Annotated in this window: 15 protein-coding genes; 11 read left to right on the top strand and 4 right to left on the bottom strand. The window is 49.6% G+C overall.

The genetic code is table 11. The features are described 5' to 3' along the window. Nucleotides 1–3 precede the first annotated feature (3 nt). Entirely contained in the window at nt 4–459 is a 456-nt protein-coding gene (locus tag H6F68_RS12630) for an anti-sigma regulatory factor (protein ID WP_190559451.1), read from the top strand. A 16-nt stretch (nt 460–475) separates the two neighbouring features. Here the strand turns inward: H6F68_RS12630 and H6F68_RS12625 are convergent, their stop codons facing one another. The 4 genes from H6F68_RS12625 to H6F68_RS12610 form a co-directional block, all read right to left on the bottom strand. Beyond that, nucleotides 476–919, bottom strand: a complete 444-nt coding sequence (locus H6F68_RS12625) for a nuclear transport factor 2 family protein (RefSeq protein WP_190559449.1) — start codon at nt 917–919, stop codon at nt 476–478. 225 nt (nt 920–1144) lie between these two features. Continuing rightward, nucleotides 1145–2692 (bottom strand): dolichyl-phosphate-mannose--protein mannosyltransferase, encoded by a 1548-nt coding sequence (locus H6F68_RS12620; RefSeq protein ID WP_190559446.1) that lies wholly within the window; start codon nt 2690–2692, stop codon nt 1145–1147. 242 nt (nt 2693–2934) lie between these two features. Further along, the gene (locus H6F68_RS12615) at nt 2935–3483 is read right to left on the bottom strand and encodes a Coq4 family protein (RefSeq protein ID WP_190559444.1); all 549 of its coding nucleotides are present in this window, start codon (nt 3481–3483) and stop codon (nt 2935–2937) included. Between the two features lie 141 nt (nt 3484–3624). Continuing rightward, nucleotides 3625–4143, bottom strand: a complete 519-nt coding sequence (locus H6F68_RS12610) for a P pilus assembly/Cpx signaling pathway, periplasmic inhibitor/zinc-resistance associated protein (protein ID WP_190559442.1) — start codon at nt 4141–4143, stop codon at nt 3625–3627. A gap of 214 nt (nt 4144–4357) precedes the next feature. Between H6F68_RS12610 and H6F68_RS12605 the strand changes: the two genes are divergently transcribed. The 10 genes from H6F68_RS12605 to H6F68_RS12560 all read left to right on the top strand — a co-directional run bounded on the left by H6F68_RS12605 (nt 4358) and on the right by H6F68_RS12560 (nt 14037). After that, on the top strand, nt 4358–5584 hold the full coding sequence (locus tag H6F68_RS12605; RefSeq protein ID WP_190559440.1) for a sensor histidine kinase: 1227 nt from the start codon (nt 4358–4360) through the stop codon (nt 5582–5584). Continuing rightward, nucleotides 5581–6264, top strand: coding sequence for a response regulator transcription factor (locus tag H6F68_RS12600; RefSeq protein ID WP_190559438.1), 684 nt, complete (start codon nt 5581–5583; stop codon nt 6262–6264). The genes H6F68_RS12605 and H6F68_RS12600 overlap by 4 nt, the downstream gene beginning before the upstream one ends. Nucleotides 6265–6300: 36 nt before the next feature. Beyond that, on the top strand, nt 6301–7098 hold the full coding sequence (locus H6F68_RS12595) for an alpha/beta fold hydrolase (protein ID WP_313930105.1): 798 nt from the start codon (nt 6301–6303) through the stop codon (nt 7096–7098). Nucleotides 7099–7107: 9 nt separating this feature from the next. After that, nucleotides 7108–7854, top strand: a complete 747-nt coding sequence (locus H6F68_RS12590; RefSeq protein ID WP_190559436.1) for a 4'-phosphopantetheinyl transferase superfamily protein — start codon at nt 7108–7110, stop codon at nt 7852–7854. Nucleotides 7855–7913: 59 nt separating this feature from the next. Then, entirely contained in the window at nt 7914–8834 is a 921-nt protein-coding gene (locus tag H6F68_RS12585; protein ID WP_190559434.1) for an NAD(+) kinase, read from the top strand. Between the two features lie 346 nt (nt 8835–9180). Continuing rightward, entirely contained in the window at nt 9181–9906 is a 726-nt protein-coding gene (locus H6F68_RS12580; protein WP_190559432.1) for a hypothetical protein, read from the top strand. Between the two features lie 6 nt (nt 9907–9912). Beyond that, entirely contained in the window at nt 9913–11010 is a 1098-nt protein-coding gene (locus tag H6F68_RS12575; RefSeq protein WP_190559430.1) for an aromatic ring-hydroxylating dioxygenase subunit alpha, read from the top strand. Continuing rightward, the gene (locus H6F68_RS12570) at nt 11007–11849 is read left to right on the top strand and encodes an SDR family oxidoreductase (protein ID WP_190559428.1); all 843 of its coding nucleotides are present in this window, start codon (nt 11007–11009) and stop codon (nt 11847–11849) included. Before H6F68_RS12575 ends, H6F68_RS12570 begins: the two co-directional genes overlap by 4 nt. Next, nucleotides 11849–12769 (top strand): ferritin-like domain-containing protein, encoded by a 921-nt coding sequence (locus H6F68_RS12565; protein WP_190559426.1) that lies wholly within the window; start codon nt 11849–11851, stop codon nt 12767–12769. Before H6F68_RS12570 ends, H6F68_RS12565 begins: the two co-directional genes overlap by 1 nt. Further along, on the top strand, nt 12766–14037 hold the full coding sequence (locus tag H6F68_RS12560; protein ID WP_242065474.1) for a P-aminobenzoate N-oxygenase AurF: 1272 nt from the start codon (nt 12766–12768) through the stop codon (nt 14035–14037). The genes H6F68_RS12565 and H6F68_RS12560 overlap by 4 nt, the downstream gene beginning before the upstream one ends.

Genomic DNA, 14037 nt, shown 5'->3' with positions numbered 1-14037 from the left:
TCCATGAGAACTGAGCTTCACGTACCCAGCGACTTGAAGTTTTTAACTATTGTTGAAAACTGGCTGCTAGGCTCCTTAGAAGTTGAGCTAGGCAACCATGTGGATTGGCCAAAGCAGTCAAATCGCCTCCGTCTAGTGTTAGTCGAAGCGTATTCTAACGTCGTGCGCCATGCCCACCGCAATCAGCCCAACTTACCGGTGTTGATTCGCTTAGAACTCAAAGATCGCGACATTGCTCTAGAGATTTGGGACCACGGCAAAGGGTTTGATCTTTCCACGTATTTGCCCCCCACCCCGGAAGATAAGCAGGAAAGTGGCTATGGATGGTTAATTCTAAACCGTCTCATGGACCGAGTGGAATACCGACTTCAGGTGAATGGCCGCAACTGTCTCAAACTAGAAGCAAGTTTGCCTGAAGAAGCAAATTCTAAACTCAATTCTCATTTGAAAACGGATTGACCAAGCAGTTTATGCCTTAACGCTGAAGATTTAACAGTTCTTGAGGGGACGCCAAGAGCTTAACAGTAACGGAAGTAATTCTTTCTTGGGCGTCTAGAATAAAAAGCCAAGAGACGTTGACACTGAACCAAGGCGTTTGGACTTTGCCAGCTACTTGTGCTTGAAGATAGTTATTGTCTACCTCCTCAGTAATTCCTTGTTCAGGCTGTAGCACCATGCCTGCTGCTTCTTTTTGCAGATAAGCAGCGATCGCTTCTGGTCCTACCAGCGGTGGCTCAAACGGTGCATTCATCACACCCTCAGCCGCAAACAACTGGCTTGCTGCTTCAAAATCAGCCGCATTGAGCCTTTCAAAGTATCGGAGAATTGTTGGTTCTGTAATTCCTGCAATTGAAATGGTTGCTTGATTAGAAGTTACTTGATTAGAAGTTGCTTGATTAGGAGCAGTGGAATTAGACATAGTTAAACTTATAGATTCAGTTGTAATCGCAAAGCTAGTGAAGCAAGCCTTCCTTACAAAGGCTGAACTACAGTAATCGATTAAATTCAGCTTCAAAGGATGCAACTAGACTAAAGAAAAGCAACTGACCAAAGCTTACCCCCGCAGATGGATTTCCCTAATCTCCAAGTAACAACAGGGTTTCAAATTACGAATTGCGAACTACGAATTACAAATTGATGTTACTTACCAAGTAGGCAGCCAACGGCGCAGTTGCCAATCGGAGGGGGACAGGGGGAGTCCCAGGTAGAGGGGTAGCCAAAAGATAAAGGCCAAAATGATCAGGAAAATGGCTGTGGCACCTGCGACTCGGAACCAATACTGGCGGCTGTGGAGCCAGCGATCGATGAGCCACGCGATCGCAAGTAATGAGAAGACGGAAGCACCCATGTAGTGGTAGAGAAAGGTGCAACGGCTGACTCGCATCCAGGGGATCACGTTGGCCCAATAGTTGACGACGATGTAAACGCCAATCCATAAGTCCATGGACCCAGTTATCGACCCAGGGGTTGATCGAGTGAGGGGAGGAGTGGCGATCGCCTGGTCGGAGGGTCGGTTCGAGGGGGCGTCAATGGTGTCGGCTTGTTTCACCCAGTTGTAGAAACGGGTTCCTAGCATCCACATCACCAACAAAATGCCAGCCGTGGAGAGCCACCAGAGTAAGGGGTTGCCCATCGCGTGAATGTCGTAAACCACTTTCACGGCTGCCTGGGGGAGGGGAGGCTTGGCAGGTACGATATCGCTGGTGGTTTGAGCAGTTTCGTAGAGGTAAACAATGGGACGCTGCATGAAAAACCAGCTGTGCCAGTCAGAGCAGTAGGGGTGGACTTTGGGGCCATTGCCAACCTGCTCGTGGTACGACAAAATTCGTTTCTGTACATCCCAGAAGTTGGGGCTGGGATTGAGTTGGAGATGAGGAATCCAGCTCAGGCTGTAAGTTAGAACTGGGACAACTGCCAAACTTGTGATGGCGGCAATCGGATTGAGTTGAGTCAGCTTGCGCAGAGGACAAATGAATTGCTTACCACTGGGTGTGACGGTGAGGTCCGCTGTTGCTCCCCAAAACTTGGCAACCAAGCGCATGATCCACGCGGTAAACCACAACAAGTAAGCGCCGAACAAAAACCATAAGCCATTCCACTTGACAGCAGCGGAAGCGCCAAAGGCAATACCTGCTAGGATCAGCCACCACCAGCGTTTTACGCCTCTTCGATCCAGCGATCGCAAGAAAAACCACTGCCCTAGCAAGCCAAAGCTGATTAGATAGACATTGACTAGGGCGTAGCGAGACTCAACTAAAAATAGGCCATCCAAGGCGGAGAGTAAGCCCGCAACCAAGGCGTAGCTACGACGACGGGTAAGCTGATAAGCAATGCCCATGACAATCAAGGGAATGAATGAACCCACTAGGGCATTCAGCCAACGGTAGCTAAAGGGGGACAGCAGCGAACCTGTGAGAGAGTTTTTAACCGCATTCGCGCCCCAAGGAGTAAGGTTGCCGAGCCAGATCCCAATAGCAATCAGGTATTTGCCCAGGGGTGGGTGTCCATCAAAAAAAGGCCGCTGGGTGAGGTAGTTGTTGGCAAAGGTGGCGAAGTAAACTTCATCGAAGACTAGCATGTTGAAGCGACTCAGGCCCCAGAACCGTAGCGCGATCGCCAATAAGAAAATGCCAACGGTGCCTAGAATGAACCAAAGCTGAGGCTGCTTAGACAACTGCTTAGACCAGGCCATAAACCAACTCTCAATCCCCTAACTTCTGCTGCCTTGCTGTAAGGCTTAAGCGATCGCAATGAACTTTGCTCCATCAACGATACGTCAAAAGCTTGTCTTCTCCTACACTTCGCTCCCTTAGATTTTTAGAGAAGTGATGCAGAAAGGCAAAATGTAGGCGATCGCTTAGAATTCCTTAACCCAAAATTGTTTAGCTAGGCATTGTGCATTAACGTCGGAACTTAACTTTTTTCGGACCCGCCTCAATTTGAGGAGGGTTGCGCTTCAAGGCCAAATAAAGCTTGCACTTGGGCTAAAGGTAATTGCCAAAGCTGCTCTGGTTGCCAAGTATCAGGCTCAAGGCGCGATCGTTGTCCTCGCTGGTAAGCTTGCTTTAGCCGTTCCCAAGGCATTTGGCTAAATTTTAGATTTTGGTTTTGTGGAAGCTGCTGGTAAAGCAGGCGCAGCAATCCTAAACCAATCAGGAGATTGGTGCTGCTGAATTTGGTTCCGAGCAGAAAGGCCTGCACTTCGGCCTCCCCGATTGAGTCACTGCCGTAGCCTGTCAGAATATGAATGCCGTCATGCAGTTGTTTGCGCCGAGAACCTGTGGTGAGTGGTGATAGGCCATGCTGGTCTAGAAAATCGGCCCAAGCTCGACCAAAGGTGCCCGCAGGCAGCGATCGCAAGGTTGTCAGATTCACAATCGTTGGGACGTTGCGCCCTCGTAGCTCAGCGATGCGATCGATTAATTTAAAGAATCTTTCGACTCTAGGATTCGATGCGGGTGTGGCAGCAGTTTGGGCATTCATGTTTGTGTTCCAGATGTGTTCCAGAGACTGTCGGCTTAAAAATGCAGGGGCGAACCAGCGATCGCCCCTGGCAAAATCAACAAAGGTTTAACGGTTTAGAGCGCTTAACAATCCAACTTTCATGGCTAGAGTGCCTAGAAGTTATTGCTGTTGCCCTTGGCGTACTTGCTGTCGAGTTTGCTTCAGTTCATTCAGCTTTTGCCGCTGCTCCTCAGTCAGTACTGCTTCCATGCGTTGACGGGAGGCTTGCCTAATTTCTTGGATGCGAGTTTGTTGCTCGGCTGAGAGATTGAGGTTGGCGAACGGGCCTCTGCGCTCTCTGGTTTCTCCTTGTGGTCTAGCTTGGCCTTCTCTGGCTGCTCGTCTTTCAGCTCTGGTGGCTTGTCGCTGTTCCTTGGCTGCCTCCAGTTGTTGCCGTTGCTCTGCGGTCAAAACTTGCTCGATTTGAGCTTTAGTCGCTTCGTGAATTTGCTGCATCTGCGCCCTTTGTTCCGCAGATAGATTTAAGGTGTTCATGCCTTTCATGCCTTTCATCCGGTGACCGCTTTGGCTCGGCGTTCCTGTGTTGGACTGCGCCTGAACGACTTGGGTCGCAAGTGGAGCAGCAGCTAGAGTCATGGCGATCGCGCCTGCTAGCAGAGGAATCAGTTTCAGTTTCATAGTTGAAATCTTTTGTGAGGTAGCTCAGTCATTTGTGGATGAGCCAATCATAAAAAATTGGTTCTCCACACACCTGAGGAGAAGGTCATGAAGTCGGCATGACTTTGGTCATGGATGATGGCGTAGGACTAGGTATAAAAGCAGTAGTTCAAGGAAAGGTAGTGCTCTTACAGTAGAAAGCAGCACCCTTGATTTTGCTAATCCGCAAACTTCCGTGAGTCAGCCGCTAAAAGTTCCAACTCATCCATTTCCCTTCTTGCTGTATCTAGAGTGGGCTCTGCTCGGTGTCGCCATACTTTCGGAGCTGTTCTTTGTGCCGCTGCCCCGGATGCGCCAGTTTCCCCTCACGACGCTCTTGAGTATTGGCGGCTTGTGGCTGATGGGGCTACGACTGCCTGTGGGCCGACCTGGATGGCTGAAGCTGCTGTATACAGGGTTAGAGTTTAGTTTAATTGTTTTGGCTGGAGGCTTGAGTCCACGGGGAATCCGGGTTTTTCCGTTTCTCTATTTGGTTTTAGTTATTCGCAGTTGTTTGCTGTTTAAGCTGCCTGGACGCTTGATGGTGACAGGGCTAGCGTTTTCTTCCTTCCTGCTGACGCTGCTCTACCGCATGCAAACGCTGAATCTGCCAGGGCGACCGATGGTGCAAGACCGCATCCGGTTTCTCATCCTCAATTTGACGTTGAATGCAGCTTTGCTGTTTGGTCTGATCCTGATTTTGGTGTTGTTTTTAATCAATGCGCTGCTATCAGAGCGCGAAAGCCGAGAAAAGCTGGCGATCGCCAATGAACAACTGCGCCAATATGCCCTGCGAATTGAAGACCAAGCCACGCTGCAAGAACGCAACCGCATTGCCCGCGATATTCACGATTCCTTGGGCCATGCTCTCACCGGGCTGAACATTCAACTGGAAGGAGCCTTAAAGCTTTGGCAAACCAACCCCATCAAAGCGCAAGCCTTTCTAGCGGAAGCAAAACGGTTGGGATCAACAGCATTGCAAGCAGTCCGACAGTCTGTAGCAGCTTTGCGCTCCGATCCGCTGCAAGGGCAATCTGTAGAGATGGCGATCGCCCGCCTAGCCCAAGAATTTCACTGTACAACCGGAATTTTGCCAACTTGCGAAATCGAACTGACGCGATCGCTGCCGCTAGAAGTCAAAACTACGGTCTACCGAATTGTCCAGGAATCTTTGACTAACATTTGCAAATACGCTGCGGCCAGTGCGGTGCAAATTCAGCTCAGGACGGCGAAAGACATCCTGCTCTTACAGGTTCAGGATGACGGCAAGGGCTTTGAAGTGAATGAAAATACCACTGGCTTTGGAATTCAGGGGATGCAGGAACGGAGTTTGGCATTGGGCGGTCACTTTACCATTGAAAGTCAACTAGGATCGGGTTGTCGCATTCTAGCCAAGCTGCCTTTACCGAAACTGCCCTCATGATCCGCGTTCTACTAGTCGATGACCAAAGTATTCTGCGCCAGGGTTTGAAAGCACTGCTGGAGCTAGAGCCAGACCTGGATGTGGTGGGAGATGCCAGTAACGGACAAGTTGCGCTCCAACAAGTAGAAGCACTGCAACCCGATGTGGTGCTGATGGATGTGCGGATGCCTGTAATGGATGGGGTTGCCGCTACCAGAAGCATCTGCCAACGCTTTCCAGCAATTAAAGTCTTGGTATTGACCACCTTTGATGACGATGAATACATTGCTGAAGCCATGCGAGTGGGGGCGATCGGCTATCTGCTTAAAGATACGCCTTCGGAGGAGTTAGCCGCAGCAATCCGAGCTGTTCATAAGGGATATGCCCAATTTGGTCCTGGCATTTTTCAGAAAGTGCTTTCTCATATGGGGCCGAAACCGAGTACGAGTGCTAGCTCACCTGCTGAGCTGATACCTCCTGGCCTAAGCGAACTCACGCCCAGAGAACGGGAGGTGCTGCGCCTGATTGCGGCGGGTTCCAGTAATCGCGAGATTGCTCAAACTTTGTTTATCTCAGAAGGTACGGTCAAAAATCACGTCACTAATATTCTGAATCGGCTGAATTTACGCGATCGCACTCAAGCAGCTATCTTCGCCAATGCCTATCTAACGTTGCTGGATGACGGAAGTGGTAGCCTGTAAACTCAGATCGGCAAATTTTGGTTGAGTAGAAAATTGGTGCCCACTGCTACGACTTATGTGACCTACCCCAAACGCAATTCTCAAGCCCGTTTGCGGCTATTTTGCTTTCCCTACGCGGGGGCGAATTCTTTCATCTTTCGCCCTTGGCTGCATAGCTTGCCAGCAGATGTTGAGCTAGGCGCGATCGAGCTACCTGGGCATGGCACGCGCATAGCTGAACCGCTATTTACTCGAATGACTAAGTTGGTAGAAGCGATCGCTTCATCTCTCCTGCCACATCTAGACAAGCCTTTTGCGTTCTTCGGGCACAGTATGGGAGCCTGGGTGAGCTTTGAGGTAGCTCGCTGGTTACAAGCCCATCATGTGTATCCGGTGCATCTCTTTGTGTCTGGGGCACGGGCTCCTCAATTGCCTAGTTTGCGATCGCCACTACACCAGTTGCCAGAGGCAGAATTTGTCGCAGCGCTGCGTCGTCTGCAAGGCACTCCAGAAGCGGTGTTAGATCATACCGAACTTATGGAACTGATGCTGCCAATCCTACGGGCTGACTTTGCGGTGCTAGAAACCTACACATATTCACCCCAAACTCTCCTACCTTGCCCGATTACCGCCTTTGGAGGATTGCAGGATGTAGATGTGTCTCCGGAGATGTTACATGCTTGGCAAACCCAAACCAATGCTAGTTTTTCTCACCGAATGCTACCAGGTAATCACTTCTTCATTCACTCAGACCAACCGTTGCTCCTACAACTGTTGACCCAAGAACTCACTCAGATTGTCAGCCATCTACCTGAGTATGCCCCTCTCAAATCCCCGCAAGATTTGGGGAGTTAGGAGGGCCAAATGCAGCATTGTAAGGACAATCCTTGGCAGTCGCCCCCCGCCGATCTGAAGTTAGCTCAGGATGAAGTGCATGTCTGGTGTATGGCACTCGATCAAGATCCTGCGTTGGTTGAGCAGTTCCAGCAAACCCTATCCAGCGATGAACAGGAACGAGCCGCGAAATTTTATTTTCCTAAAGATAGGCAGCATTTTATTGTGGCTCGGGGGCTACTTCGCTTGCTTTTGGGCCGCTACCTCGACCAAGCACCCACTCAGCTACGTTTTGTCTATAACGCTTATGGCAAGCCCAGCTTAGAAGCTCCTCCATCGCTACATTTCAATTTATCTCACTCGAAGGGATTGGCTCTATTGGGAGTGTCGAGCGATCGCGAACTAGGAATCGACCTCGAATACATCCGCACAGACTTTCCTTTTGAACAGGTGGCTAAATCTGTTTTCTCAGTTTCAGAGCAAAATATTTTGCGATCGCTACCTGATGCCCTCAAGCCTGAAGCATTTTTTAATGCCTGGACTCGTAAAGAAGCCTATATCAAAGCTTTGGGCCAAGGGTTGTCGATTCCGCTCGATCAGTTTGATGTGGCTTTCGTCCCTGGCGAACCTGCGGCTTTGCGGGACGTGCGGGGCACTTGGGCCAACGGCAACAATTGGACTTTTCAGCACCTTACACCTGCACCAAACTATGCAGGTGCGATCGTAGTCGCAGGCTCAGGCTGGCAGCTTAAGTGTTGGCGCTGGTCCAACGGCTGAAAGGCAAGTGATAGGATTAAATCCAGCATCGCTAAACTCTGAAGTTTATTGGTATTTAGGTGCAACTCAAAAACGTCATTATTGCTCACAAAGCAGGAGATGCGACCAGTCGGCGCTGGGCTGAAAAATGTGCTCGGCAACTAGAAGACCGAGGTTGTAAAGTGCTGATGGGACCGAGCGGCCCCAAAGACAATCCCTATCCCGTCTTCTTGGCCTCAGCCACTCATCCAATCGATTTGGCTCTGGTCTTGGGCGGAGATGGCACAGCGCTCTCAGCGACCAGGCATTTAGCTGCCGATGGTATTCCGATCTTGGCGGTGAATGTGGGTGGTCATTTGGGATTCCTCACCGAGTCCTCAGAGGAGCTAAGCGATTCAGAGCAAGTTTGGGATCGGCTGCTAGAAGACCGCTTTGCGGTGCAGACTCGGATGATGGTACAAGCAAGTGTGTATGAAGGACATCGTACCAATCTCGATCCGGTGAGCGATCGCTACTTAGCCCTCAATGAAATGACGGTGAAGCCTGCCTCTGCCGATCGCATGATTACTTCCATTTTGGAAATGGAAATTGATGGCGAGGTAGTGGATCAGTACCAGGGAGATGGCCTGATCGTCGCCACACCCACAGGATCTACTTCCTACACCGTGGCTGCTAATGGCCCGATTGTGCATCCAGGGATGGAAGCGTTGGTTGTGACCCCAATTTGCCCTTTAAGTCTTTCTAGTCGCTCGATTGTGCTGCCGCCTGGTTCCGTCGTGAGCATTTGGCCCTTGGCAGACAACGACCTCAGCACTAAGCTCTGGATGGATGGCGTGATGGCAACCTCAATTTGGCCAGGGCAGCGAGTAGATGTGCGCGTGGCAGACTGCCAAGCCAAGTTTATTATCTTGCGCGAAAACTATTCTTATTACCAAACTTTGCGAGAAAAGTTGCAATGGGCTGGCGCTAGAATTCGCTACAGCAACAACCACCGTAACTGAACACCGGAATTAAAGCGAGGGGGACAGATTATTAGGTGGAACATAGGTTAACTCAACAGCTTGGATGTGTCGTTACGCTTTATACAGTTGCACCCAATCGATTGAAAAACCCCTCCAACCCTAACGACTCAATCCTTCTAGCTTGTAGTCTGTGCTGATTCGTTCCTAAGAATAACGGAATCAGACAAAGTGAGCTAGCAAATTTTGTCCGTTGCTTTACGGATGGCAGGGGGAAGCAATTGGCTGAATTTGGTGGCCCTCAAAAGTTCTAGGGAACTCTATCAACAAATAGCCAGCATCTCAGTCAGCTAGGAATTGCAATTGCCCGATCTCGTGAATTTTAACTATGAAAAGTCACCTTGTGGCGATCGCAGAGTTACCTACTGCCGATCGCGAGGCTATGTATGGCCTATTAAGCACTCATTTTTCCGGAGTCAAGCGAGCCGTTTTTGAAGCTGACTTGAATACCAAAAACTGGGTGATCTTATTGAAAGATGAGCGATCGCGGACCCTCAAGGGTTTTTCCACAATTCTGATGTATGAAACTGAGTTTGAGGGTGAGGAGTTGACGGTCGTCTACTCTGGCGACACGATCATGGACCCTAGCGCTTGGTCTAGTTCAGCGCTTTCACGGGCTTGGATCGCCTCTGTCAATCAGTTACGGCGCAAATATCCTCGCGGCAAACTGTATTGGCTCTTGATCTCCTCTGGCTATCGTACCTACCGCTTTTTGCCTACGTTTTGGCAAGAATTTTATCCCCGCTATGATGCTCCCACATCTCCCACAATGACTAGATTAATGCAATTTCTAGCGCAACGGCAGTTTGGCGGCTGTTATGACACGACAACTGGCATTGTCCGCTTCCCTCATCCGCAACAGCTCAAGGGTCAGCTTCAGGGAATTCCAGAAGAGCGCTGCAAAGATCCCCATATAGATTTTTTTGCTGCCCGCAATCCACATCACGATCAAGGAGATGAGTTGGTGTGCTTAGCAGAGATTACCGAAACTAACTTAACGCCAGCAGGACGGCGGATGTGGTTCGCCACGCTAGAACCTGCGGCCCTGGTGTAACGACTCATGAGTAGCAAAGCTGGGACGTGGACAGAAACCTTTAATCATCCCGATCGCTTTATCCAAGGGTGGCATTGGGCACTGCGATCGCGGGATCTCAAAGTGGGGCAGGTCAAACCTCTGCAGCTGTTGGGGCGAGAGTTGGCGATCTACCGCAATCAAGATGGCCAGGTGGTGGCTCTAGATGCCTACTGCCCACATATGGGGGCACATTTGGCGGAAGGCAAAGTAGACGGCATAGGCATCCGCTGTTTCTTCCATAACTGGAAATTTAATTCTCAAGGGCATTGTGTGGATGTGCCTTGCTTAGGAAAAGCGATTCCTGCCCAACTTTCCAGTTGGCCCACTGCTGAGCATTACGGCCTGATTTGGATTTGGACGGGAGAGACACCTCAGCAATCTCTGCCATTTGTGCCAGAGCTAGAACATACAGACTGTGACGTGATGTTTGGCTCGCATTTCTTCAAAAACTGCCATCCTAATGTCCTGCTGATCAATGCGATCGATGCCCAGCATTTCAATACGGTGCACAACTTTCCGATTCAGATTGTGTTTCGCACAGAGACGTTGCATCGCAATGCCATCACCTTCAGTAACACGACTCGAGGTGGCGATGAATCTTGGCTGATGCGCTTGATTCAGCCGTTTTACAAAAATGAGGGCACCTACAGCATGTGCTACTGGTATGGCAGCACAGGCACAGTGACGCTCGGCCCTGATTTTCTCCACTTCTACATCATGTTTACCCTACGGCTGTTGGAAGGTGGCAAAACCGAAGGACAAACCGTTTTAATCACCAAAAAGCAGCCTGGTCTTCTGGGTTGGTTGTTGAACCGAGTAACTTTATTCGCTACCCAATTAGTCGGCAACTACTTTGCCAAAGGTGATACTCAAGTCTTCCAGACAATTAAATTCAACCTCAAAACTCCAACCAAAGCGGATCAATCTATCGTTCAGTTCATGCAGCATGTGGAGCAACAGCAACCGCTCGCTTGGGGAACCTGGGAGCCAATTTTAGAACTAACACAAGCATCTGTGACAGAACAGCCACAGACTAATTCTGGAGTGGAACCTGAGCCAGAACGAGTTTGGGAGGCCGTATGAAAACAGTCCTGATTACAGGCTGCTCCTCTGGATTTGGACGCGGCATGGTAGATGAGTTTCTCCGCTGCGGTTGGCAGGTGATCAGCACAATGCGTCATGCTGATCAACGCCGAGAGTTATTGGCAGAGCCGCTAGAGAAGTATGGCAATCGCCTAACTATTCTCACTCTGGATGTAACAGATCCAGCGCAACGAGAGGCAGTAGTAAAGTATGTACGCCAAAAAGGAGATTTGGATTGTCTGGTAAATAATGCAGGCGATCGCTTTTTCGGCCCTCTGGAAGATCTCAGCGAAGCTCAGCTGCGGCGACAAATGGAGGTAAATTTCTATGGTCCCACACTTCTGACGCGAGCTTTATTACCTGAGATCCGGACAGCGCAGGGCACGATTATCTTTGTCTCCTCGACGTTTGGTTATACAGGTTTCCCGCTGACCTCCGCTTACTGCGCCAGTAAATATGCTTTGGAAGGCTTGGCTGAGAGCCTGTATTACGAACTAAAGCCGCATGGCGTGCATGTTGCCCTGATTGAACCTGGAGCCAGCCACACTAACTTTGGTCACGATCCGGGTTGGGCAGAAGGAGACTCGGAAGTTTATCAGTTACAGATGCAGAATTATCACTTGCTGAAGGAGCGATTACGGGCCAAATCCCCCAACAACACAATCCAAGTGGCTCGACAAGCGGTGGCTTTGGCAGAAGGGCGATCGCGGCGATTACGAGTGCGGGTCGGGTGCGATGCGACGTTAGTGTATTTCTTTCAACGGCTCGTACCTGATGGGATTCGTCTGCCTTTATCTGACTTGTTTTACCGTCGGATCTTTTTTCGGAGGCCAGCTTGATGAACCCGAACATTGCTGGATTTGATCTACCTCTGCTTGATGAAGGAGATAAACTCAATCGGATTTTGGCTTCCGCTTTAGGTGAGCGCCTACCCGCAGCAGCACAGCTTTCCTACTCCTACCAGTCAATCACACCACTGCCCTATTGGGATGCGACACATTTCGGTTTGGAACAAGTCGCCATTTTTCAAGATGCGAGTGAGGAAGATCAGCGAGCGATCGCGCAAATTGCCAGCCAAGGATTGTTAGCAGAAGCCTACTTTGTGGAGAAAGCGGGCATGGGCTATATGGCTAAGATGCTCTTGCTAGCAGAGACCCTAGAAGAACGGATGCTCTACAGCCTCTTTGCTGCTGAAGAAGCCACGCATTTAGCTCAAATTCAGAGCTTTTTTACACAAGAGCCTATTGGCACCGACGATCCGTTTCTCCGGTTTTTGTCTGATTTGCTAGAGACAGAAGATAAAGCCATTTTGTTGTTCATCATCCAAGTAGTGTTGGAAGGATGGGGATTAAGTCACTATCGTAGTCTGGCTAAAGGGTGTTGTCACCTAGAGTTAGGTCAATTGTTTGAGCAATTTCTGCAAGCCGAAGCGCGTCATCATGGTTCTGGCTTGATGCTGTTCAATCAAATATCTTTAGCAGAACCAAGCCAAAGTGCAATTATCGAGGCATTGACGCTGTTTCTACAAATGGTGCAAGTAGGGCCACAGCGAGTTTTAGGTGCGATCGCTCAAGTCAAAGGAGATCTATCGCGATCGCAACAAATCCAGGTTTTGCAAGAGCTAGAAACCGAGATCCAGAGCGGGGCGCGGTTGAGTTATTTACGCTCTCTGATGCAGAAAACCACTGCTCATGCCATTGTTCAAGAATTAGAGGAACGTGGTTCTTTCCAACCTTTCCCAGCGGAGAAATGTATATGACCAATTTATTTGACGAACTTCAAACAAATACCTTGCTGGAGAATCAAAAGGTTTACCGCAAGCTACAAATTAACTACCAGCGTAACCAGCAGCAAGACCAAACTGCCGCGATCGATGCCGCTGCTGCCAACTTTAAATATGACCAGTGCAAAGATGAATACTGGAATCCAGAGGAGTTCTCTCTGCTTTACGGCACTCCCTTGTGGGAACAAGCGAGTCTCAGCCAACGCATCGTGTTGAACCATCTCTATTGGGTGGCTTATTATTCGCAAATTGTCTCAGCGGAGATCGCGACGATTTTCTTTAACCAGACAAGCGCGGCGGGTCTCTATGCTCAAGAAGATTTCCGCTTGGTCTGTGACACTTTGGATCTAGAGTCAGCCCAAGAACGAGCCCATATTCAGGCATTCAGAACCATCGCTAGCCAGACAGAGGCAGCCTTGTTCGGTCAACGGGTTTTTACGTATCCCATGCGGGGACCGTTTGCAGAGACAATGATCTTTGCCGATACCAACGCCCTAAAACGCTGGTGGAAGCAGGTTCAGCTCAAATGTTTTGGCTTGTTGTCTTCAGATAACACCTTTCTAGCGTGCCAATATTTCACGGTTCGGGGAGTGCGGACACTGAACGGCAAATTGGTGCAGCACAAACTCAGCGCTTACTACCAAAAGCATCCTGATCCAGATGATGCACCGATTCCTAGCCAAATTTCCTACTATCACTTCTTGGATGAAAGTTTCCATTTCAACAGTTCTACAATTTTGTCTCATGATGTCGTGAAGTGCCTGAAGCCTCCGACAAAGTTTGAACAAACTGTTGCAAACCTAGGGTTACGGGGTTGTCAGCGTGATCATTATCATTTCTCAGCAGCGATCAACGGCATTTTTTGGTATGACCCAGAGCTGTATAGAGCGATCTATCAAGTGCTGCGATCGCCTGTATTTGAAATGAGCGATCGCGAAGCTAAGGAGATGATGGTGGCTTGCTTTAGCCAAGAGTCAGAGGGGTTGCATCGTAGCTATCAGACGCATCAAGAGGCGATGGAGTCTTACAAAATATATCTCGATAAGCTCGATTATGTTTGGCAGAGCAATCGCGAGATGACATTAATGGCGGCGAATTCTCTCCCTCAATATCTAAAGACGCAACAACGAGCCATGCAGAAATTTTTGGCTACGGGAGAAGTTGGTTCTGTGCCGCGATCGCAGCCAGCTTTTACCCCCGCTCTTCCCCAGGCTCAGGCTGAAATGCTGGAGGAGATGAGTTAA

The organism is Trichocoleus sp. FACHB-262 (assembly GCF_014696035.1).
Classification (GTDB): domain Bacteria; phylum Cyanobacteriota; class Cyanobacteriia; order FACHB-46; family FACHB-46; genus Trichocoleus.
This window is presented reverse-complemented; position numbering and strand designations above follow the sequence as displayed.

Bases quoted from the DNA above. Each gene is read 5' to 3' on its own strand.
- H6F68_RS12630 (WP_190559451.1), top strand. From the start codon at position 4: ATGAGAACTGAGCTTCACGTACCCAGCGACTTGAAGTTTTTAACTATT.
- H6F68_RS12625 (WP_190559449.1), bottom strand. From the start codon at position 919: ATGTCTAATTCCACTGCTCCTAATCAAGCAACTTCTAATCAAGTAACT.
- H6F68_RS12620 (WP_190559446.1), bottom strand. From the start codon at position 2,692: ATGGCCTGGTCTAAGCAGTTGTCTAAGCAGCCTCAGCTTTGGTTCATT.
- H6F68_RS12615 (WP_190559444.1), bottom strand. From the start codon at position 3,483: ATGAATGCCCAAACTGCTGCCACACCCGCATCGAATCCTAGAGTCGAA.
- H6F68_RS12610 (WP_190559442.1), bottom strand. From the start codon at position 4,143: ATGAAACTGAAACTGATTCCTCTGCTAGCAGGCGCGATCGCCATGACT.
- H6F68_RS12600 (WP_190559438.1), top strand. From the start codon at position 5,581: ATGATCCGCGTTCTACTAGTCGATGACCAAAGTATTCTGCGCCAGGGT.
- H6F68_RS12590 (WP_190559436.1), top strand. From the start codon at position 7,108: ATGCAGCATTGTAAGGACAATCCTTGGCAGTCGCCCCCCGCCGATCTG.
- H6F68_RS12580 (WP_190559432.1), top strand. From the start codon at position 9,181: ATGAAAAGTCACCTTGTGGCGATCGCAGAGTTACCTACTGCCGATCGC.
- H6F68_RS12575 (WP_190559430.1), top strand. From the start codon at position 9,913: ATGAGTAGCAAAGCTGGGACGTGGACAGAAACCTTTAATCATCCCGAT.
- H6F68_RS12570 (WP_190559428.1), top strand. From the start codon at position 11,007: ATGAAAACAGTCCTGATTACAGGCTGCTCCTCTGGATTTGGACGCGGC.
- H6F68_RS12565 (WP_190559426.1), top strand. From the start codon at position 11,849: ATGAACCCGAACATTGCTGGATTTGATCTACCTCTGCTTGATGAAGGA.
- H6F68_RS12560 (WP_242065474.1), top strand. From the start codon at position 12,766: ATGACCAATTTATTTGACGAACTTCAAACAAATACCTTGCTGGAGAAT.